Origin of the sequence: Streptomyces albofaciens JCM 4342 (genome assembly GCF_008634025.1) — a bacterium.
Classification (GTDB): Bacteria; Actinomycetota; Actinomycetes; order Streptomycetales; family Streptomycetaceae; genus Streptomyces; species Streptomyces albofaciens.
On the sequence record NZ_PDCM01000001.1, the window covers coordinates 2,683,797 to 2,702,734 of the forward strand.

The window sequence follows — 18,938 nt, forward strand, 5'->3', positions numbered from 1 at the left end:
TATCCGCAGGTCGTGGCTACTCCCAGCGGAAGAACTTCGCCGCGGCGCCCAGCCCGAGGACCGCCCACACGGCGAGGATGCCCAGGTCGGCCCAGGGCAGCCCGGCGCCGTGCTGGAGGACGTCCCGCAGGCCGTCCGAGAGCGCGGAGATCGGCAGCAGTCCGAGCACCGACTGCGCCGCGTCGGGGAACTTGTCCAGCGGGACGATCACCCCGCCGCCGACCAGCAGCAGCAGGAAGACGAGGTTGGCCGCCGCCAGCGTCGCCTCCGCCTTGAGCGTGCCCGCCATCAGCAGGCCGAGACCGGAGAACGCCGCCGTACCGAGGACGAGCAGCAGCACCACGGACAGGGGGTTGCCGTGCGGGGACCAGCCCAGCGCGAATGCGATCACCGTCAGCAGGACGACCTGGAGGACCTCGGTCACCAGAACCGAGCAGGTCTTGGCCGTCATCAGCGCCCAGCGCGGCAGCGGCGAGGCGGCCAGCCGCTTGAGGACCCCGTACCGGCGCTCGAAGCCGGTGGCGATGGCCTGCCCGGTGAAGGCGGTGGACAGTACGGCGAGGGCCAGGATGCCCGGCGCCAGGAAGTCGACCGCCTTGCCGGCGCCCGTGTCCACGATGTCGACGGCGGAGAACAGGACCAGCAGCAGCGTCGGGATGACGACGGTCAGCAGCAGCTGCTCGCCGTTGCGCAGCAGCATCTTCGTTTCGAGGAGGGCCTGCGCGCGGATCATCCGGCCCAGCGGCGCCGCGCCGGGCCGGGGGGCGAAGGTGCCCGGGGCGCCGGCCGCGCCGCCCCGGTCCGTCGTGCCGGTGGCGGTCATGAACGCAGCTCCTTGCCGGTCAGTTCGAGGAAGACGTCCTCCAGGGTGTGCCGCTCGACGGCGATGGCGCTCGGCATGACGCCGTGCTGCGCGCACCAGGAGGCCACGGTCGCCAGCAGCTGCGGGTCGACCTTCCCGCTCACCCGGTACGTGCCGGGCGTCAGCTCCGCCGCCGCGCTGTCCGCGGGCAGTGCCTTGAGCAGCGTCCCCAGGTCGAGGCCGGGCCGGCCGGTGAAGCGCAGGGTGTTCTCGGCGCCGCCCGCGCACAGCTCCTCCGGGCTGCCCTGGGCGATCACCCGGCCGCCGTCGATGATCGCCACATCGTCGGCGAGCTGCTCGGCCTCGTCCATGAAGTGGGTGGTCAGTACGGTGCTGACGCCGTCGGCGCGCAGTTCCCGTACGAGGTCCCAGGTGGCGTGCCGGGCCTGCGGGTCCAGACCGGCCGTCGGCTCGTCGAGGAAGACCAGCTCCGGGCGGCCCACCACGGCCATGGCCAGCGCGAGCCGCTGCTGCTGCCCGCCGGACAGCCGCCGGTAGCTCGTCCGGCCGCAGCTGCCCAGGCCCAGCCGGTCCATGAGGAGGTCCACGTCGACGGGGTGGGCGTGCAGGCTGGCGGTGTGCCGCAGCATCTCCTCGGCGCGGGCGCCCGCGTAGACGCCGCCGGACTGGAGCATCACGCCGATACGGGGGCGTAGCGCCGCCGCGTCGGCGACCGGGTCCAGGCCCAGGACGCGGACGGTGCCCGCGTCGGCGCGCCGGTAGCCCTCGCAGATCTCGACGGTGGTGGTCTTCCCGGCGCCGTTGGGCCCGAGGACGGCGGTCACCGAGCCCGCCTCGACCCTGAGGTCGAGCCCGTCCACCGCGGTCTTGCTCCCGTACCGCTTGACCAGGCCGGTGATCTCTACGGCGGGCGGACGGCCGGGGGCCCGGGGGGTGTCCCCGGAGGAGGCGCTGCGCATGACCGGAAGTCTACGAAGCGCGGGGGTGGGCGCAGGAGCGGGGGCGAAAGGTCCGTTCCAAGGAGGGATTCCCCCGGGTGGGGGAGACCGGGCGTCCTGTGCGGGGCGTAGATCACCGGTGCCGGGGCGGGGTGCGGGCCGGCCGTCGTCAGCGAGCCGCACGTTACCGTGAACCCGCAGGTCAGAAGCGGTTTTATCGGGTTCGTGAGGTCGCCCGCCGCCCCCGCCGATTAGGTAACCCTTAGTGATCGAGGCCACCTGTCCGTGATCCGGTCGAGGGTTGTATCGGCCTGAGGAATTACGCAACAATGGCGTTGTGAAATACGCGAGCGAGGACCAGGAAGGCACCGCGGCCCGGCCGGCCGGCGGGCCGGACCGCCCTGCGCCCGCGAGGGCCGCGCGGTCCGCCTCCGGCGCCGCGCCGTCCCACGACGAACAGCGGGGCACGCGCAACCGCGTCGCGCGTTCCATCCTCGACCACGGCCCGTCCACCGCGGCCGAGCTGGCCCTCCGGCTGGAGCTGACCCAGGCGGCCGTCCGCCGCCACCTCGACGCCCTCGTCGCGGAGAACGTCGTCGAGCCCCGCGAGAAGCGCGTCTACGGCGCCCGCACCCGCGGCCGCCCCGCCAAGGTCTTCGCCCTCACCGACTGCGGCCGGGACGCCTTCGACCAGTCCTACGACCAGCTCGCGGCCGACGCGCTGCGCTGGATCGCGGAGAGCGCGGGCGGCGGCGAGCTGGGCGAGGCCGCCATCGCGGCGTTCGCCCGCGCCCGCTTCGCGGCGCTCGCCGAAAGCTACCGGCACGCCGTCGAGGCCGCCGACCCCGAGGGCCGCACCCAGGCACTCGCCGAGGCATTGACCGCGGACGGGTACGCTGCTACGGCACGCAGCGCGCCCAGTCATCAGCTAGGTGAGCAGCTCTGCCAGCACCACTGCCCGGTCGCCCACGTCGCCGAGCAGTTCCCGCAGCTGTGCGAGGCGGAGACCGAGGTCTTCTCCCGCCTGCTGGGGACCCACGTGCAACGCCTTGCCACCATCGCCCACGGCGACGGTGTCTGCACGACCTTCGTCCCGAAGGGCCACCAGAGCGCAGGCAAGGCCGCCCACCGCACCACCAAGACCACCACAGCTTCTGCAAGCACGGCCGGGAGGAACCCCGCATGACTCTCCCCACGGAGACTGCTCACCCCGAGCTTGAGGGCCTGGGCACGTACGAGTACGGCTGGGCCGACTCCGACGTGGCCGGCGCCTCTGCCAAGCGCGGCCTGTCCGAGGAGGTCGTCCGCGACATCTCGGCGAAGAAGAACGAGCCCGAGTGGATGCTCAAGCTCCGCCTCAAGGGCCTCAAGCTCTTCGGCAAGAAGCCCATGCCCAACTGGGGCTCGGACCTCTCGGGCATCGACTTCGACAACATCAAGTACTTCGTGCGCTCCACGGAGCAGCAGGCCGCCTCCTGGGAGGACCTGCCCGAGGACATCAAGAACACCTACGACAAGCTGGGCATCCCCGAGGCGGAGAAGCAGCGGCTGGTCGCCGGTGTCGCGGCGCAGTACGAGTCCGAGGTCGTCTACCACCAGATCCGCGAGGACCTGGAGCAGCAGGGCGTCATCTTCCTGGACACCGACACCGCGCTCAAGGAGCACCCGGAGCTTTTCAAGGAGTACTTCGGCACGGTGATCCCGGCCGGCGACAACAAGTTCGCCTCGCTGAACACCGCGGTCTGGTCGGGCGGCTCGTTCATCTATGTCCCCAAGGGCGTGCACGTGGACATCCCGCTCCAGGCGTACTTCCGCATCAACACCGAGAACATGGGTCAGTTCGAGCGGACGCTGATCATCGTCGACGAGGACGCCTACGTCCACTACGTCGAGGGCTGCACCGCCCCGATCTACAAGTCCGACTCGCTGCACTCCGCGGTCGTCGAGATCATCGTGAAGAAGGGCGGCCGCTGCCGCTACACGACGATCCAGAACTGGTCGAACAACGTCTACAACCTGGTCACCAAGCGTGCCGTCGCCTACGAGGGCGCGACCATGGAGTGGGTCGACGGCAACATCGGCTCCAAGGTGACGATGAAGTACCCGGCCGTCTACCTGATGGGCGAGCACGCCAAGGGCGAGACCCTGTCCATCGCCTTCGCGGGCGAGGGCCAGCACCAGGACGCGGGCGCCAAGATGGTCCACATGGCCCCGCACACCTCGTCCAACATCGTCTCCAAGTCGGTGGCGCGCGGCGGCGGCCGGACGTCCTACCGCGGTCTGATCGAGATCGGCGAGGGCGCCGAGGGCTCCAAGTCCAACGTGCTCTGCGACGCCCTGCTCGTCGACACGGTCTCCCGCTCGGACACCTACCCGTACGTGGACGTCCGCGAGGACGACGTGACCATGGGCCACGAGGCGACCGTCTCCAAGGTCAGCGACGACCAGCTCTTCTACCTGATGGCGCGCGGCCTGTCCGAGGACGAGGCGATGGCGATGATCGTGCGCGGCTTCGTCGAGCCGATCGCCCGCGAGCTGCCCATGGAGTACGCGCTGGAGCTGAACCGGCTGATCGAGCTGCAGATGGAAGGCGCGGTCGGCTGACGACCGGCACGAGCAGCGACTGATTTCTCACGAGGAAGAGAGCACGACGACAGCCATGGCTGAGGCTCAGACAATCCCGGCGGGTTCGACAACCACCGGTTCGATCGCGGTGGCCGCGGAGTCCACCGTCGCCACCCGGATGAGCGCCCCGCCGTCCTACGACGTGGCGGACTTCCCGGTGCCGCACGGCCGCGAGGAGGAGTGGCGCTTCACGCCCCTCGCGCGCCTCAAGGGCCTGCACGACGGCACCGCCGTCGCCTCGGGCGCCGACCTGAAGGTGGACATCACCGCGCCCGAGGGCGTCACCCACGAACTGGTCGAGCGCGACGACCCGCGGGTCGGCAAGGCCGGCAAGCCGGTCGACCGGGTCGCCGCCCAGGCGTACAGCTCCTTCGAGAAGGCGTCGGTCGTCACGGTGCCCAAGGAGACGGTGCTCACCGAGCCGATCCGCATCGCCGTGCACGGCGAGGGCGGCACCGCCTACGGCCACCAGGTCATCGAGCTGGGCGCGTTCGCCGAGGCCGTCGTCGTGATCGACCACACCGGCGACGCCACGCTCGCCGCCAACGTCGACTACCTCATCGGCGACGGCGCCAAGCTGACCGTCGTCTCGGTGCAGGACTGGGACGACACCGCCGTCCACGTCGGCCAGCACAACGCGCTGGTCGGCCGGGACGCCGGCTTCAAGTCCGTGGTCGTCACCTTCGGCGGCGACCTGGTCCGGCTGCACCCGCGCGTGACGTACGCCGCCCCCGGCGGCGAGGCCGAGTTCTACGGCCTGTACTTCACCGACAACGGCCAGCACCAGGAGCACCGCCTCTTCGTCGACCACGAGGCGCAGAACTGCCGCTCCAACGTCGTCTACAAGGGCGCCCTCCAGGGCCAGGACGCGCACGCCGTCTGGATCGGTGACGTGCTCATCCGCGCCGCCGCCACCGGCACCGACACCTACGAGCTCAACCGCAACCTGGTGCTGACCGACGGCGCCCGGGTCGACTCGGTGCCCAACCTGGAGATCGAGACCGGCGAGATCGTCGGCGCCGGCCACGCCAGCGCCACCGGCCGCTTCGACGACGAGCAGCTGTTCTACCTGATGGCCCGCGGCATCCCGGCCGACGAGGCCCGCCGTCTGGTCGTCCGCGGCTTCTTCACCGAACTCGTCCAGCAGATCGGTCTGCCGGACGTGGAGGAGCGCCTGATCGCCAAGATCGAGGCCGAGCTGGAAGCGTCGGTGGCATGAGCGCCGCCTACGTACGCGTCTGCGGGCTGTCCGAGCTGGAGGAGGACAGCCCCAAGCGGGTCGAGATCGACGGCGTGCCCGTCTCGCTCGTCCGTACCGAGGGCGAGGTGTTCGCGATCAACGACATCTGCTCGCACGCGAACGTCTCGCTGTCCGAGGGGGAGGTGGAGGACTGCGCCATCGAGTGCTGGCTGCACGGCTCCAGCTTCGACCTGCGCACCGGCAAGCCGTCCGGCCTGCCCGCGACGCAGCCCGTCCCCGTATACCCCGTAAAGATCGAAGGAGAGGGCGCGGACGCTTCCGTGCTCGTCTCCGTCACCCAGGAGTCCTGAGTCCCCATGGCAACGCTTGAGATCCACGACCTGCACGTCTCCGTCGAAGCCGAGAACGGCTCGCGCGAGATCCTGAAGGGCGTCGACCTGACCGTGAAGCAGGGCGAGACGCACGCCATCATGGGCCCCAACGGCTCCGGCAAGTCCACCCTCGCCTACTCGCTGGCGGGTCACCCCAAGTACACGATCACCGGCGGCACCGTCACCCTCGACGGCGAGGACGTCCTGGAGATGTCCGTCGACGAGCGCGCCCGCGCCGGCGTCTTCCTCGCCATGCAGTACCCGGTCGAGGTCCCCGGCGTCTCCGTCTCCAACTTCCTGCGTACCTCCGCCACCGCCATCCGCGGCGAGGCCCCCAAGCTGCGTACGTGGGTCAAGGAGGTCAAGGAGGCCATGGAGCGGCTGTCCATGGACCCGGCCTTCGCCGAGCGCAACGTCAACGAGGGCTTCTCCGGCGGTGAGAAGAAGCGCCACGAGATCCTCCAGCTGGAGCTGCTCAAGCCGAAGATCGCGATCCTCGACGAGACCGACTCCGGTCTGGACGTCGACGCGCTGCGGATCGTCTCCGAGGGCGTCAACCGGGTCCGCGAGTCCGGTGAGGTGGGCACCCTGCTGATCACCCACTACACCCGGATTCTCCGTTACATCAAGCCCGACCACGTGCATGTCTTCGCCAACGGCCGGATCGCCGAGTCCGGCGGCCCGGAGCTGGCGGACAAGCTGGAGGCCGAGGGCTACGAGGCGTACGTGAAGGGTGGCGCAACCGCGTGACGAAGCTGCCGGGCCTCCTCGACACAGAGGCGATCCGCAAGGACTTCCCGATCCTGGACCGACAGATCCACGACGGGAAGAAGGTCGTGTACCTGGACAACGCGGCCACCTCCCAGAAGCCCCGCCAGGTGCTGGACGCGCTGAACGGGTACTACGAGCGCTACAACGCCAACGTCCACCGCGGTGTGCACGTGCTCGCCGAGGAGGCCACGGCGCTGTACGAGGGTGCGCGCGACAAGGTCGCCGCCTTCATCAACGCGCCGAGCCGCGACGAGGTGATCTTCACCAAGAACGCCTCCGAGTCGCTCAACCTCGTCGCGAACATGCTCGGCTGGGCGGACGAGCCGTACCGCGTCGACCAGGACACCGAGATCGTCATCACGGAGATGGAGCACCACTCCAACATCGTGCCGTGGCAGCTGCTGTCGCAGCGCACCGGCGCGAAGCTGAAGTGGTTCGGGCTGACCGACGACGGCCGGCTCGACCTGGACACGATCGACGAGGTCATCACCGACCGCACGAAGATCGTCTCCTTCACGCTGGTCTCCAACCTGATGGGCACCGTCAACCCGGTCGAGGCGATCATCCGCCGCGCCCAGGAGGTCGGCGCGCTGGTCTGCATCGACGCCTCGCAGGCCGCCCCGCACATGCCGCTGGACGTGCAGGCACTCCAGGCGGACTTCGTCGCCTTCACCGGCCACAAGATGTGCGGCCCGACCGGCATCGGCGTCCTGTGGGGCCGCCAGGAGCTGCTGGAGGACCTGCCTCCGTTCCTCGGCGGCGGCGAGATGATCGAGACGGTGTCCATGCACTCCTCGACCTACGCCCCCGCGCCGCACAAGTTCGAGGCGGGCACGCCCCCGATCGCGCAGGCCGTCGGCCTCGGCGCGGCCGTGGACTACCTCACCTCGATCGGCATGGAGAACATCGCCGCGCACGAGCAGGCCATGACGGAGTACGCCGTCCGGCGCCTGCTGGAGGTCCCGGACCTGCGCATCATCGGCCCCTCCACGGCCGAGGACCGCGGCGCGACGATCTCCTTCACGCTCGGTGACATCCACCCGCACGACGTGGGCCAGGTGCTGGACGAGCAGGGCATCGCGGTCCGGGTCGGCCACCACTGCGCACGGCCGGTCTGCCTGCGCTACGGAATTCCCGCGACCACGCGAGCGTCTTTCTACCTGTACTCCACCCCGGCCGAGGTCGACGCCCTGGTCGAGGGGCTGGAGCACGTCCGCAACTTCTTCGGATGAGGACGAGGACTGACTGAGCCGTGAAGCTGGATTCCATGTACCAGGACGTCATCCTGGACCACTACAAGCACCCCCATGGGCGCGGTCTGCGGGACGGCGACGCCGAGGTGCACCACGTTAACCCGACCTGCGGTGACGAGATCACCCTGCGCGTACGGCTCAACGGTGCGACCGTGGAAGACGTGTCGTACGAGGGCCAGGGCTGCTCCATCAGCCAGGCCAGCGCGTCCGTGCTCAACGACCTGCTGGTCGGCAAGGAGCTGGGCGAGGCGCAGAAGATCCAGGAGACCTTCCTGGAGCTGATGCAGTCCCGCGGCCAGCTGGAGCCGGACGACGCCATGGAGGAGGTGCTGGAGGACGCGGTGGCGTTCGCCGGTGTCTCGAAGTACCCCGCCCGCGTCAAGTGCGCCCTGCTGAGCTGGATGGCTTGGAAGGACGCCACCGCCAAGGCCCTCTCCGAGGAGGCGAAGACCGCATGACCGACAACGCAGTGACCACGAGGCCGGCCTCGGAGGAAGAGGTCCGTGAGGCCCTGTACGACGTCGTCGACCCCGAGCTGGGCATCGACGTCGTCAACCTGGGCCTGATCTACGGCATCCACATCGACGACGCCAACATCGCCACCATCGACATGACGCTCACCTCGGCGGCCTGCCCGCTGACCGACGTCATCGAGGACCAGGCGCGGTCCGCCACGGACGGCATCGTCAGCGAACTCAAGATCAACTGGGTCTGGATGCCGCCGTGGGGCCCGGACAAGATCACCGACGAGGGCCGCGAGCAGCTCCGCGCGCTCGGCTTCAACGTCTGACCGACCCCCTGACACGGCCATGCCCGCCAGGCACACTGGCGGGCATGGCCGTTTCGCTGTACCAGCTCGCCGTCGACGCCCACGACCTCAAAGGGCTCGCCGCCTTCTGGGCCCGCGTCCTGGACTGGCGCATCCTGTACGAGGACGACGAAGAGGTGATCATCGCCGCCGACGAGAACGCCCTCCCCGGCATCACCTTCCTGTCCGTCCCCGAAACCAAGGCGGGCAAGAACCGCCTGCACATCGACCTCACCCCGGACGACCAGGCGGCCGAGGTCGAGCGGATCATCGGCCTCGGGGCGGGGCGGGTGGACGTGGGGCAGGGGGCGGATGTGACGTGGGTCGTTCTGGCGGACCCCGAGGGCAACGAATTCTGCGTGCTGAGGCCGAAGAAGTCGTTGCTGGACTGAGGGGGAGCCCGCCGGGGCCCGGTCGGGAGTGACCGCCGCACGCGGCTTTACGTACGGCCGTACGCATCGTTGTGTACGCTCGTACGTATGGTGTACGTGACGCTTGCCGGGGCGATCCTCTCCGAGATCCTCGCGACGACCGCGATGAAGTACAGCGACGGGTTCAGCAGGCTGTGGCCCTCGCTGGGCACCGCGCTGGGCTATGTCGTGGCGTTCGCGCTGCTGGCGAAGACGTTGAAGACCATGGACGTCGGGACGGCGTACGCGATCTGGTCCGGGGCCGGGACGGCCGTCGTCGCGGCGATCGGCATGGTGTTCCTGGGGGAGGCGGCGACCGCCGCGCGGATCATCGGGGTGCTGCTCGTGATCGCGGGTGTCGTCGTGCTGAACCTGGGCGGGGCGCACTGATGCCGCGCCGTTACGACCCCGGCCGGCGGCAGCGGATCATCGACGCGGCGATCCGGGTGGTGGCCGGGCGGGGCATCGCCGGGCTCAGTCACCGCGCGGTGGCCGCCGAGGCGGACGTACCGCTCGGCTCGACCACGTACCACTTCGCCTCGCTGGACGACCTGCTGACCGCGGCGCTGCGGCAGGTCAACGGGGAGTGGCTGGCCGGGATCGAGGAGTGGGTGCGGGGCGTGGACCCGGACGTGCCGCTCGCGGACGAGCTGACGCGGCTGGTCGAGGAGTCGCTGGGCGGGGACCGCTCGCGGGTGGAGCTGGAGTACGAGCTGTATCTCGCGGCCCTGCGGCACGAGGCGGTGCGGCCGCTCGCGGCCGAATGCCTCGACACGATGGCCGAACTGCTGCGGCGGCGGACCGGTGACGCGGGGACCGCGCGGGCGCTGGTCGGGCTGATCGACGGGCTGATGCTGCAACACCTGCTGACGGGGCGGGAGTTCGACCGCGCTGAGGTGCGGGACGCGGTGGCGCGGGTGATCGGCTGAGGGGGCTCCCGGCGACGCCCGGTCATCACTCCTTCACCGCTCAACTTGTGGCGTGTGTCCGCCCCCGTGTAGATCTTGATCGTTATTGATCACCTGGGGGGCCTTGCGGCGTTCTGTGCCTGCTGCCGCCCAGCGGTATGAGGCGAGAGAACCACACGTGAAGAGGAAGCCCCAGGGCGCGGGCAAGCAGGCGGACGGCACCGAGGACTGGTTCACCGGACCCGCCTGGCGGGACCGGGACGGGCGGGCCGCGCGGCGCCGGAAGCGGATACGTATCGGCGCCGCGGTGGTCGTCGCGGCCGGGGCTGCGGTGCTGGCCCTGAACCCGGGGGACATCCGCTCGAAGCTCCCCGGCCGGCTCGGCGGCGACACCACGGCCGCCGCCCCGCTGCCCCCGGAGACCGCGGCGCCCAGCGCGGCGCCCGCCGACGAGGCGTTCCCCGCCACCCCGACCTTGAAGGCGCCCTTCGCGGGATCGCCCGCCGTCCGGTACGCGGACGGCGCGGCGGGCATCGTCCTGCCGGACGCCAGGCCGGTGGGACGGCAACCCGCGGACGCTGCGCGGCGAGCGTCCCACGGCGGCCCTGGACCTCGTCGATCCGCTCCAGCCGGACGTACGGGAGGAGCTGGAGACCGGTCTGTCCAAGCCGGACGGGGAGCACGATCCGCTGCGGCTGTTCACCCGGTTCGACCCGCACGAGGTGCGGCTCGTCGGCGACGTCGTCAAGACACGCGGCCGGATGTCGTTCAAGGAGGGCCGGGACGGCGCGCTGGCCGTCCACACCGACTACACCTTCGTCTACCCGGTCGTGAAGGCCACGACGGGCGCCGGTGAGGTGACCCGTACGGTGGCCCGCCGAGTGATCGACATCGAGGTCAACGACCCGCGGCGCTTCCGGGTGACGCCGGGCAAACTGGCGCTGACCAGCTACAACGCCAACTTCGGCAACGCCGCCTGCGAGGTGTACGACGGCTTCCTGCATCCGCAGTTCGCGGACGGCCGGCCGGGGGCCGTGGCGTCCGGCCCGGCCGTCGACCCGTACGACAGGAGCAAGGAGATGACCGAGGACTCGGGTAGCGGCTGCGGAACGGTGACGCGTACCTAGGGCCGGGTGGGCGGCGGGGGGCCGAGCGCGCGCCCGGGACGCGTCCCGCACCCCGGGACCGGTTCGCCTCCGCCGCCCCCCTCCGGTTAGGTTTTCGGCATGACCGATGCTGCTACCTCCTCCGCTTCCTCCCGTACGACCGGCGCCGTCGCCGCCGGGCTCGCCACCGTCACCGCCGACGGCACCGTCCTCGACACCTGGTTCCCCGCGCCGGAGCTGGTGGCCGAGCCCGGCCCCGCCGGGACCGAGCGGCTGACCGCCGAGCGCGCCGCCGAACTGCTCGGCGAGGCCGCGCCGAAGGCGGTCGGTCCCGACCCGCGCCGCGGTGTCGAGGTCGTGGCCGTGCGTACGGTCATCTCCTCGCTGGACGACAAGCCGCTGGACGCGCACGACGTGTACCTGCGCCTGCACCTGCTCAGCCACCGGCTGGTCAAGCCGCACGGGCAGAGCCTGGAGGGCATGTTCGGCCTGCTGGCGAACGTCGCCTGGACCTCGCTGGGCCCGGTGGCCGTCGACCAGCTGGAGACCGCGCGCCTGAACGCCCGCGCCGAGGGCCTGCACCTCCAGGTCACCAGCGTCGACAAGTTCCCGCGGATGACGGACTACGTCATGCCGGCGGGCGTGCGGATCGCCGACGCCGACCGGGTGCGGCTCGGCGCCCACCTCGCCGCCGGCACCACCGTGATGCATGAGGGCTTCGTCAACTTCAACGCCGGCACGCTCGGCACCTCGATGATCGAGGGCCGGATCTCCGCGGGCGTCGTCATCGGCGACGGCTCGGACATCGGCGGCGGCGCCTCCACCATGGGCACCCTCTCCGGCGGCGGCAAGCAGATCATCTCGATCGGCGAGCGCTGCCTGCTCGGCGCCGAGTCCGGCATCGGCATCGCGCTGGGCGACGAGTGCGTGGTCGAGGCGGGCCTGTACGTGACCGCGGGCACCCGCGTCACCATGCCCGACGGCCAGATCGTCAAGGCCGCCGAACTCTCCGGCGCCGACAACATCCTCTTCCGCCGCAACTCCACCACCGGCGTCGTCGAGGCCCGCCCCAACAAGGCCACCTGGGGCGGCCTGAACGAGGTGCTGCACAGCCACAACTGAGGCGGTACGACGCATCAGCAACCGGCGTGACACGGCGGCCCGGCGGAGCGCTCCCGCCGGGCCACCGTCGTCTCCGGCGGGCGCTGTGGCCGGTATCGGACCGTGCCAACCCGGTCGTTCCTGGGCACCATGGCGGGACGGTGTCCATCGGAGTCCGGGAGCCCAGCGGCGAGGGCTCGAACGGACCGGTCCGTACCGGGAGGCGTCATGAGGCTGGGCAAAGCGCTTGCTGTCGGTGTCGCGGAGGACGTGGAGGACGTGGCACACGCCGAAGAGAAGGCGGCGGGGCCTGAGGTGGTCGCTGAGCGGGTGGCTGCGGAACCGGTTCCCGTCGATGTTCCGGAGCAGCATCCGGCCCCCGCCGGGCGATGAGGCTGCGGCTGCCGGAGGAGCGTCCCGCCGCGCCGCCCGAGGGGTACAAGCTCGCCAACGCGGTTCTCTCCCACGACGGCGGGCGGGCCGGGTTCGCCGGGGTGTCGCTCGGCGGTGCGCTGCCGTACGGGTTCTTCGACGAGGCGCGCTGTGTGTACGGCAGGCGGCACCGCTGCCCCGCCCTGCGCTGCGACTGCGGTTTCTACTGTCTGCACACCTTCGACCAGGCGCTGGCCCTGGCGTGCGCCAGTCAGTACCGCAAGGCCGTGCTGCTGGAGGTCACCGTCCTCGGCGCGTACATCCGCTTCGAGCGCGGGATGCGGTACGAGCGGCAGCGGGTGCGGGTGGCGCGGGTCGGCGCGTGTGCGTGCGGCGGGGTGCCGTGCGCGTTCGCGGACGCGGGGTGGGGGCGTACCGGATGGCGGGTGCTGACGGCCGTCTGCGCGGGGTGCGCGGCCCGGCGCGGGCGCACGGCGTTCGCGTCCTGGACGGCGGTGAGCTTCGCGGAGTTCGTACGGCTCGGGGGCGGACCGCTGCGGATCGTCGCGGGCGGTGATCCGGAGGCCGGGAAGGAGCCCCGCGGGGAGCGGCCGGCGGCCGAGGCCCGTACCGTTCCCGAACTGGCCGCCGAGGCGTCCCTGATGCAGGCCCGGCTCGACCGGCTGCAACGTCAGCTGGCCCGGTTCACCGGCAAGGACGGCGCGGGCCGGGCTTCGTAACCGTATCCGTACGGTACGGAGACGGACGCCTGTCCCCGGCCAGCTACGCTGACCGGCATGCGCGATCTTGTAGCGGGAACGGGGTACCTCGGGAAGGGGCAACGCTGGGTTGCCCGGCACGGCCGGTGGTGGGGGTTCGGGATGATTCCCGCGCTCATCGCTCTCGTGCTGTACGCGGGGGCGCTGGTCGCGCTGGCCTTCTTCGCGGGCGACCTCGCGGCCTGGGCGACGCCGTTCGCCGACGGCTGGGGCTCGCCCTGGCAGGGGCTGCTGCGCGGGCTGTTCGTCGCGCTGCTCTTCGCGGGCGGGCTGCTGCTGTCCGTCCTGACCTTCACCGCCGTCACGCTGCTGATCGGCGACCCCTTCTACGAGGCGCTGTCCGAGCGCGTCGAGGAGACCGAGGGCGGCGCCCCGCCCGGTCCCGGCCTGCCGCTGTGGCGGGAGCTGTGGATCTCGCTCAAGGACAGCGTGCACGTCCTGGTGCGCGCGGCCGGTTTCGGTGTGCTCTTCTTCGTGCTGGGCTTCCTGCCGGTGGTCGGGCAGACCGTGGTGCCCGCGATCGGCTTCTGCGTCTCCGGCTTCTTCCTCACGGTGGAGCTGACCTCGGTGGCGATGCAGCGGCGCGGCATCCCCGTACGGGAGCGGCTGCGGATGCTGCGCGGCCGCAAGGGGCTGGCCGTCGGGTTCGGTACGCCGCTGGTGCTGCTGTTCCTGGTGCCGTTCGTGGCCGTGTTCCTGATGCCCGGCGCGGTGGCCGGCGCGACGCTGCTCGTCCGGGACCTCACCGATGACGGCGGGGAAGCGGAGGAAGAAGCCACGCAGGAGGCGGACGGGGTTACCGCTGCGCAGCCTTCAGGGCCGCCGTCAGCTCGCTGGTGACCTGCGGCCCCGCCGCCAGCAGCGGCGCGCGGACCGGTCCCGCGGGCAGCCCGAGCACGTTCAGCAGCGCCTTCGCGGTGACCGCGCCGGGGTGCTCGCCGGCCATCATCGCCTCGATGAGCGGGACGAGGCGCTGGTAGCGGCGGGTGGCCTCCGCCGGGTCGCCGGCATCGTACGCGTCGAGGACCGCCCGTACCTCCCGGGGCGCCGCGTTGGCGACCGTGCTGACGCAGCCGGCGGCGCCGATCGCCCGCAGCGGGAGGGTCTGCTCGTCGCAGCCCGCGTAGTACGCGAGACCCGTCGCGGCCAGCACCTTCGCGGTCTTCATGAGGTCGTACGCACAGTCCTTGACGCCCTGGACGCGCGGATGTTCCGCGAGGCGCAGCAAGGTGTCGGCGGCCAGCGCGGTGCCGGTGCGCCCGGGGATGTCGTAGAGCATCACGGGCAGGCCGGTGGCGTCCGCGACCGTGCGCAGATGGTGCGCGGCGGCCTCCTGGCCCGGGCGCGAGTACGGCGGGGGGAGCACCAACAGGCCGTGCGCGCCCGCCCGTTCGGCGGCACGGGCCAGTTCGGTGCCGTGCCGGGTGTCGCCGGTGCCGACCCCGGCGGTGATCCGCGCCCGGTCGCCGACCGCCCCGACGACGGCCCGCACCAGGGCCTCCTTCTCGGCGTCGGTGGTGGTCGGGGCCTCGCCGGTGGTGCCGCTGAGGACGATGCCGTCGCAGCCCTCGGCGACGAGGTGCGCGGCCAGGCGCCGGGCGCCGTCGAGGTCCGGCGTGCCGTCGGCGCGGAACGGGGTGACCATGGCGACGGCGGTGCGGCCGAAGGGCGGCGGGGCGACGGCGCTCGGAGCGTCGGAGATGCTCATGAGCGGAGTCTGGCCCCACCGCGGCTTACAGGTCTACTTAGATGTACTCCCGCTATTGATTAGCGGTGCTACCGCTTCAGTCGCAGCACCTGCGGGTCGTGGTCGCTCGACTGGTCCGCGTACTCCGCGTTGATGTGGACGATGTCGTAGTCCACCCGGCGCAGGTGGCGGCTGGTGAGCATGTGGTCCAGCACCTGCGAGTTGCCCTGGTAGACGTAGCCGTAGCGCTCGCCGCGCGGCAGCCGGTCGACGAGGTCGGTCAGGACGCCGTCCTTGGTGAGCGCCTTGAGGGCGGGGGAGAACTGGTAGTCGTTGAGGTCGCCGGCCACCACCACGTCGGCCTTCGGATCCACCGTGAGCACGTCCTCGACGAAGGCGTGCACCGCCTCGGCCTGCTGGACGCGCTGGGTCTCCGACGTACGGGCCGGAGGCTGGAAGCGGCTGTCGAGGCCCTGGTCGCCGCCCCTGGAGGTGAAGTGGTTGGCGACGACGAAGACCGGGCGGCCCTGGAAGGAGAACTGGCCGACGAGCGGCTTGCGGCTGTTCGCCCAGGCCGCGTTGCCGGGGTCGATACGGCCCGGCGAGGCGGTCAGGCGGGGCCTGCCGTGGGAGCCGGTCACCTTGACCGGGGTGGTGGCGTCGCCCCCGGCGATGTCCGTGAACGCGACGCGGGCCGGGTTGTAGAGGAACGCGGTGCGGATGTTGCCGCCGGGCTGGCCGCCGTCCTGGTTGTTCACCGGGTCGATCTGCCGCCAGGCGTAGGACGGGCCGCCGGCCTCCTTGACCGCGTCGGTGAGCTGCTTGAGCGTCGCGTTCGCGGAGACGGTGCCGTCGTCCGTGGTGCCGTTGTCGTCCTGGACCTCCTCCAGGGCCACGATGTCCGGTGACGCGAGGTTCTTCACCAGCGCCTCGGCCAGCCGCGCGAATTTCGCGGGCGGCGTCCTGGGGGAGAGGTTCTCGACGTTGTACGTGGCCACCGCCAGCTCGTCGGCGCGCTGCTCGCGCGTGGTCTCGCGGGCCGGGCCGCGGTCGGTGAGCGTGCCCAGCTCGGTGGCGGCGATCCCGTACCCGCCGAAGTTGTCGTAGTCCAGCGGGCCCGCGGTGGTGCCGGTCAGCAGGTCGCCGGTGTCGGCGACGGGGAAGGGGCGCCGGTCGAAGGGGATCAGCGAGGTGATCTTGACCCGGCCGGAGTTGGGGTCCCGGTACGAGCCGTAGAGCGCGCCGCCGCGCACGGTGCGGTTGTGGCGCGGCTCGGCGGTCGCCCACAGCTCGTGGTGGGTGTTCGTCGGCCCGACGACGGACGCGTCGGTGAGCGAGACCCGCATGCCCTCCAGCGACTCGTAGCGGTCCAGGGCGTACGCGTTCGGGCGCAGCGGCAGGTTCTCGATGCTCTTGCCGCCCGCGGACGGGGCGTAACGGTCCGGCACGGACGAGGGGGTGAGCTTGAAGGCCGCCGGGAGGGGGTTGCCGGAGGAGACGACGGTCCAGGCGGCGTCGGTGATCTCGGTGACCGACTGGAGGCCGGCCCGTTCGCCGCCCGGGTAGTACTCGCCGACCGTACCGGAGACCCGTACGGAGTCGCCGACCGCGGCCTTCGGTGTCTGCTTGCCGGTGAGGACGAAGACCGCCTCGCTGGTGGCCGGGTCCCGGTCCGGCCGCGGGTCCTGCACCCAGAAGCCGCGGGCCGAGCCGAAGGCCCGTACCGCCGTGACCGTGCCGGGCACGTCCGCGACCTGCTTCCCGGCGAACGGCGACAGGCGGGTGGTGCCCTGGATGTCGTGGATCCGGGTGCCCGCGGCCGACGCGGACTGCGGGACCGCGAGCAGCCCGCCGGTCAGCGCGGCGGCGATCACCGCGGTCAGGCCGGCGGACCTGCGCAGCGTGCGGCGGCGGGGCGTACGGGTCGGGGCGTGCGGCGGTATGTGCGGCGGTGTCTGCGCGGACACGGAGGGCCTCCGGAAGGCGGGCGAGGGTGGGAAGGCAAAGGAACGGGAGAAGGCGGAAAGGCCGGAGAAGCAGTGGAGCGGAAACGATCCGGCCACCTCTACGCGCGTCAATCTCTTGGGTGGCCACCGCAGTTGTCAAGGTTCGCCGGGTGTACGGGCGCGGAAACCCAGGTGAACCGCCCGAGATGCACGGAATTCCGTCTACGCTGGGGCTTCGCACGAGCCGTAGTCCGCACGAGGAGCTGAACCCGAGATGTCCGCAGAGCGTCCCACCCTGCCGCCGGTGCGGCTGCACTCCGACGCGGAGCTGGCGCGGGACGCGCTGAGCGCGCCGCTGTTCGCCCGGGCCGCGCAGCTGGCCCGCTGGGCCGAACCCGGCGTGCCCGTCGGCGTCGGCGGCGAACTCTTCCAGGAGCGGCTGGCCGCCGCCGTCGACCACCTCGGCCTGAGCGCGGACGAGGACGGCGCCGGGTACGCCGCCGAGGCCTGGCAGCTGGCGGTCGACACCGGCCTGGTGGAGATCGAGGAGAGCGCGGAGGCCGCCGAGGAGGGCGACGCGCAGCCGGACGACGCCGTGGCCGGCACCGCCACCCCCGGCGAGGAGCTGGCGCTGCTGACCTCCGGCAGCCCCCAGGACATCCTGGACATCTGGCTCGGCGGCATGGAGACCGTGCTCGCCGACGCCGTGGCGCCCGACCTCTCCGACATCGCCGACCAGCTCGCCGACGGCGGCGAACTGGACCTGGACGCGATCGACTGGAACCCGGAGGAGGAGGCCGAGCTGCTGGACGGCATCCTCGGCAACCTCTACCTGCTCACCGCGCTGAACGAGGACCCCGAGCAGGCCGTGCCGCTGCCCGCGCTCGCCGCCTCCATGATCGTGCCGGACGACATGGACGAGCCGACCGACGACATCCTCGAAGAGGTGTCGGAGGCGATGATGCGGCTCGACGACCAGTTCCGGGTGCTGGAGCCGATCGGCCTGGTCGCCTACCGGCCGGTGGACGAGGCGCTGATCGAGGAGCTGGACGAGGACGGCGCGACGGTCATCCCCCAAGGGCCTTCGACGGGCTCCGGTCCAGGGGGGACCCCCACCCCGGAGCCCCTGGAGGACGAGGACGTCTCCCGTTACGGCATGGTCCGGCTCACCCCGCTGGGCGTCTACGCCGTACGGGCCCGGATGCTGGACGCGGGCGTGGACGCACCGGCCGTCGGCGACCTCACCGACAAGGGCGCCGACGTCCTGCTGGACGCCCTGCCCGGCTACCCGGAGCCGCTGGCCCAGGCCGAGTCCGAGCAGTGGCTCGCGGCCCGCAAGCCCCACGACGCGGCCCGCGACCTGCTCGCCGCCGCCCGCGGCGACGACGAGGATGCGCCGCTGCGCCGGCTGGCCTGCCAGCAGACCCTGTCGCTGGCCGGGCCGGAGGCCGAGCCCGCGCTGCGCGAGGTGCTGGACGACCGGCAGCTGGGCGGCCTGGCCCGGGTGTGGCTCGCCGAGCACGGCGCCACGGACGTCCCCGAGCCGTCCCAGGACATGATCTTCTGGCTGACGGTGGACACCATCGCGGCGCAGCTCGGCGCGGCCGACGCCGCCGAGGAGAGCGCGGCCGAGCTGCGCGCCCTGGTCGAGGGGCTGGTCGGCCGGCACAGCGGCTTCTTCGAGACGGCCTGGCGGGTGGACCACCCGGCGACCGCCGACGTACTGGAGGCGATGGGCCGCCTCCACCCGGACCGGAAGACCGCCAAGGAGGCCCGCAAGGCCGCCTTCAAGGCCCGTTCGCGGCAAGGGAGTTGAGACTCCCGCGGCAGCTCGGCGGA

The 18,938-nt window shown here is 71.7% G+C and carries 21 protein-coding genes; 17 read left to right on the top strand and 4 right to left on the bottom strand.

Annotated features, from left to right (window positions below; all coding sequences use genetic code 11):
- Window positions 1–16: 16 nt before the first annotated feature.
- A complete protein-coding gene (locus tag CP973_RS12000) occupies window positions 17–823 on the bottom strand; it encodes an ABC transporter permease (RefSeq protein ID WP_150240039.1) in 807 nt (268 codons plus the stop codon).
- A complete protein-coding gene (locus CP973_RS12005) occupies window positions 820–1,782 on the bottom strand; it encodes an ABC transporter ATP-binding protein (protein WP_150240041.1) in 963 nt (320 codons plus the stop codon). The genes CP973_RS12000 and CP973_RS12005 overlap by 4 nt, the downstream gene beginning before the upstream one ends.
- Before the next feature lie 316 nt (window positions 1,783–2,098).
- Between CP973_RS12005 and CP973_RS12010 the strand changes: the two genes are divergently transcribed.
- The 16 genes from CP973_RS12010 (at window position 2,099) to CP973_RS12080 (ending at window position 14,306) form a co-directional block, all read left to right on the top strand.
- Window positions 2,099–2,947: a helix-turn-helix transcriptional regulator gene (locus CP973_RS12010; RefSeq protein WP_150240043.1), complete on the top strand. Its 849-nt coding sequence runs from the start codon at window positions 2,099–2,101 to the stop codon at window positions 2,945–2,947.
- Window positions 2,944–4,365, top strand: coding sequence for a Fe-S cluster assembly protein SufB (sufB, locus tag CP973_RS12015; protein WP_150240045.1), 1,422 nt, complete (start codon window positions 2,944–2,946; stop codon window positions 4,363–4,365). The genes CP973_RS12010 and sufB overlap by 4 nt, the downstream gene beginning before the upstream one ends.
- A gap of 55 nt (window positions 4,366–4,420) precedes the next feature.
- Window positions 4,421–5,605: a Fe-S cluster assembly protein SufD gene (gene sufD, locus CP973_RS12020; protein WP_150240047.1), complete on the top strand. Its 1,185-nt coding sequence runs from the start codon at window positions 4,421–4,423 to the stop codon at window positions 5,603–5,605.
- Window positions 5,602–5,937 (top strand): non-heme iron oxygenase ferredoxin subunit, encoded by a 336-nt coding sequence (locus tag CP973_RS12025; protein WP_150240049.1) that lies wholly within the window; start codon window positions 5,602–5,604, stop codon window positions 5,935–5,937. The genes sufD and CP973_RS12025 overlap by 4 nt, the downstream gene beginning before the upstream one ends.
- A gap of 6 nt (window positions 5,938–5,943) precedes the next feature.
- Entirely contained in the window at window positions 5,944–6,708 is a 765-nt protein-coding gene (gene sufC, locus CP973_RS12030; protein ID WP_150240051.1) for a Fe-S cluster assembly ATPase SufC, read from the top strand.
- Window positions 6,705–7,961 (top strand): cysteine desulfurase, encoded by a 1,257-nt coding sequence (locus CP973_RS12035; protein WP_150240053.1) that lies wholly within the window; start codon window positions 6,705–6,707, stop codon window positions 7,959–7,961. Before sufC ends, CP973_RS12035 begins: the two co-directional genes overlap by 4 nt.
- Window positions 7,962–7,981: 20 nt before the next feature.
- Window positions 7,982–8,440, top strand: coding sequence for a Fe-S cluster assembly sulfur transfer protein SufU (gene sufU / locus CP973_RS12040; protein WP_003983960.1), 459 nt, complete (start codon window positions 7,982–7,984; stop codon window positions 8,438–8,440).
- A complete protein-coding gene (locus tag CP973_RS12045; RefSeq protein WP_150240055.1) occupies window positions 8,437–8,772 on the top strand; it encodes a metal-sulfur cluster assembly factor in 336 nt (111 codons plus the stop codon). Before sufU ends, CP973_RS12045 begins: the two co-directional genes overlap by 4 nt.
- A 44-nt stretch (window positions 8,773–8,816) precedes the next feature.
- Complete coding sequence (locus CP973_RS12050) at window positions 8,817–9,182, top strand: VOC family protein (protein ID WP_150240057.1); 366 nt, start codon at window positions 8,817–8,819, stop codon at window positions 9,180–9,182.
- A gap of 87 nt (window positions 9,183–9,269) precedes the next feature.
- Window positions 9,270–9,590 carry a DMT family transporter gene (locus CP973_RS12055; protein WP_003983965.1) on the top strand — a complete coding sequence of 107 codons (321 nt, stop codon included), beginning with the start codon at window positions 9,270–9,272 and terminating at the stop codon, window positions 9,588–9,590.
- Complete coding sequence (locus CP973_RS12060; protein ID WP_150240059.1) at window positions 9,590–10,129, top strand: TetR/AcrR family transcriptional regulator; 540 nt, start codon at window positions 9,590–9,592, stop codon at window positions 10,127–10,129. The genes CP973_RS12055 and CP973_RS12060 overlap by 1 nt, the downstream gene beginning before the upstream one ends.
- A 740-nt stretch (window positions 10,130–10,869) precedes the next feature.
- Entirely contained in the window at window positions 10,870–11,235 is a 366-nt protein-coding gene (locus CP973_RS40800) for a hypothetical protein (protein ID WP_244409409.1), read from the top strand.
- A 99-nt stretch (window positions 11,236–11,334) separates the two neighbouring features.
- Window positions 11,335–12,336: a 2,3,4,5-tetrahydropyridine-2,6-dicarboxylate N-succinyltransferase gene (gene dapD / locus CP973_RS12070; RefSeq protein ID WP_150240061.1), complete on the top strand. Its 1,002-nt coding sequence runs from the start codon at window positions 11,335–11,337 to the stop codon at window positions 12,334–12,336.
- 207 nt (window positions 12,337–12,543) lie between these two features.
- Entirely contained in the window at window positions 12,544–12,708 is a 165-nt protein-coding gene (locus tag CP973_RS39970) for a hypothetical protein (RefSeq protein ID WP_167538319.1), read from the top strand.
- Window positions 12,705–13,427 (top strand): hypothetical protein, encoded by a 723-nt coding sequence (locus CP973_RS12075; RefSeq protein ID WP_150240063.1) that lies wholly within the window; start codon window positions 12,705–12,707, stop codon window positions 13,425–13,427. The genes CP973_RS39970 and CP973_RS12075 overlap by 4 nt, the downstream gene beginning before the upstream one ends.
- A gap of 57 nt (window positions 13,428–13,484) precedes the next feature.
- The gene (locus CP973_RS12080) at window positions 13,485–14,306 is read left to right on the top strand and encodes an EI24 domain-containing protein (protein ID WP_150240065.1); all 822 of its coding nucleotides are present in this window, start codon (window positions 13,485–13,487) and stop codon (window positions 14,304–14,306) included.
- Here CP973_RS12080 and dapA read toward each other — a convergent pair.
- Together dapA and CP973_RS12090 are read right to left on the bottom strand one after the other, a co-directional pair.
- Window positions 14,263–15,174, bottom strand: coding sequence for a 4-hydroxy-tetrahydrodipicolinate synthase (gene dapA / locus CP973_RS12085; protein WP_150240067.1), 912 nt, complete (start codon window positions 15,172–15,174; stop codon window positions 14,263–14,265). The two genes, CP973_RS12080 and dapA, sit on opposite strands and share 44 nt — an antisense overlap.
- Window positions 15,175–15,242: 68 nt before the next feature.
- Window positions 15,243–17,120: an endonuclease/exonuclease/phosphatase family protein gene (locus CP973_RS12090; protein ID WP_341874811.1), complete on the bottom strand. Its 1,878-nt coding sequence runs from the start codon at window positions 17,118–17,120 to the stop codon at window positions 15,243–15,245.
- Between the two features lie 253 nt (window positions 17,121–17,373).
- On the opposite strand from CP973_RS12090, the gene CP973_RS12095 reads away from it, so the two are divergent.
- The gene (locus CP973_RS12095) at window positions 17,374–18,915 is read left to right on the top strand and encodes a hypothetical protein (protein ID WP_150240069.1); all 1,542 of its coding nucleotides are present in this window, start codon (window positions 17,374–17,376) and stop codon (window positions 18,913–18,915) included.
- Window positions 18,916–18,938 lie beyond the last annotated feature (23 nt).

Bases quoted from the DNA above. Each gene is read 5' to 3' on its own strand.
- CP973_RS12000 (WP_150240039.1), bottom strand. From the start codon at position 823: ATGACCGCCACCGGCACGACGGACCGGGGCGGCGCGGCCGGCGCCCCG.
- CP973_RS12005 (WP_150240041.1), bottom strand. From the start codon at position 1,782: ATGCGCAGCGCCTCCTCCGGGGACACCCCCCGGGCCCCCGGCCGTCCG.
- sufB (WP_150240045.1), top strand. From the start codon at position 2,944: ATGACTCTCCCCACGGAGACTGCTCACCCCGAGCTTGAGGGCCTGGGC.
- sufD (WP_150240047.1), top strand. From the start codon at position 4,421: ATGGCTGAGGCTCAGACAATCCCGGCGGGTTCGACAACCACCGGTTCG.
- CP973_RS12025 (WP_150240049.1), top strand. From the start codon at position 5,602: ATGAGCGCCGCCTACGTACGCGTCTGCGGGCTGTCCGAGCTGGAGGAG.
- sufC (WP_150240051.1), top strand. From the start codon at position 5,944: ATGGCAACGCTTGAGATCCACGACCTGCACGTCTCCGTCGAAGCCGAG.
- CP973_RS12045 (WP_150240055.1), top strand. From the start codon at position 8,437: ATGACCGACAACGCAGTGACCACGAGGCCGGCCTCGGAGGAAGAGGTC.
- CP973_RS12050 (WP_150240057.1), top strand. From the start codon at position 8,817: ATGGCCGTTTCGCTGTACCAGCTCGCCGTCGACGCCCACGACCTCAAA.
- CP973_RS12055 (WP_003983965.1), top strand. From the start codon at position 9,270: ATGGTGTACGTGACGCTTGCCGGGGCGATCCTCTCCGAGATCCTCGCG.
- CP973_RS12060 (WP_150240059.1), top strand. From the start codon at position 9,590: ATGCCGCGCCGTTACGACCCCGGCCGGCGGCAGCGGATCATCGACGCG.
- CP973_RS40800 (WP_244409409.1), top strand. From the start codon at position 10,870: ATGTCGTTCAAGGAGGGCCGGGACGGCGCGCTGGCCGTCCACACCGAC.
- dapD (WP_150240061.1), top strand. From the start codon at position 11,335: ATGACCGATGCTGCTACCTCCTCCGCTTCCTCCCGTACGACCGGCGCC.
- CP973_RS39970 (WP_167538319.1), top strand. From the start codon at position 12,544: ATGAGGCTGGGCAAAGCGCTTGCTGTCGGTGTCGCGGAGGACGTGGAG.
- CP973_RS12075 (WP_150240063.1), top strand. From the start codon at position 12,705: ATGAGGCTGCGGCTGCCGGAGGAGCGTCCCGCCGCGCCGCCCGAGGGG.
- CP973_RS12080 (WP_150240065.1), top strand. From the start codon at position 13,485: ATGCGCGATCTTGTAGCGGGAACGGGGTACCTCGGGAAGGGGCAACGC.
- dapA (WP_150240067.1), bottom strand. From the start codon at position 15,174: ATGAGCATCTCCGACGCTCCGAGCGCCGTCGCCCCGCCGCCCTTCGGC.
- CP973_RS12095 (WP_150240069.1), top strand. From the start codon at position 17,374: ATGTCCGCAGAGCGTCCCACCCTGCCGCCGGTGCGGCTGCACTCCGAC.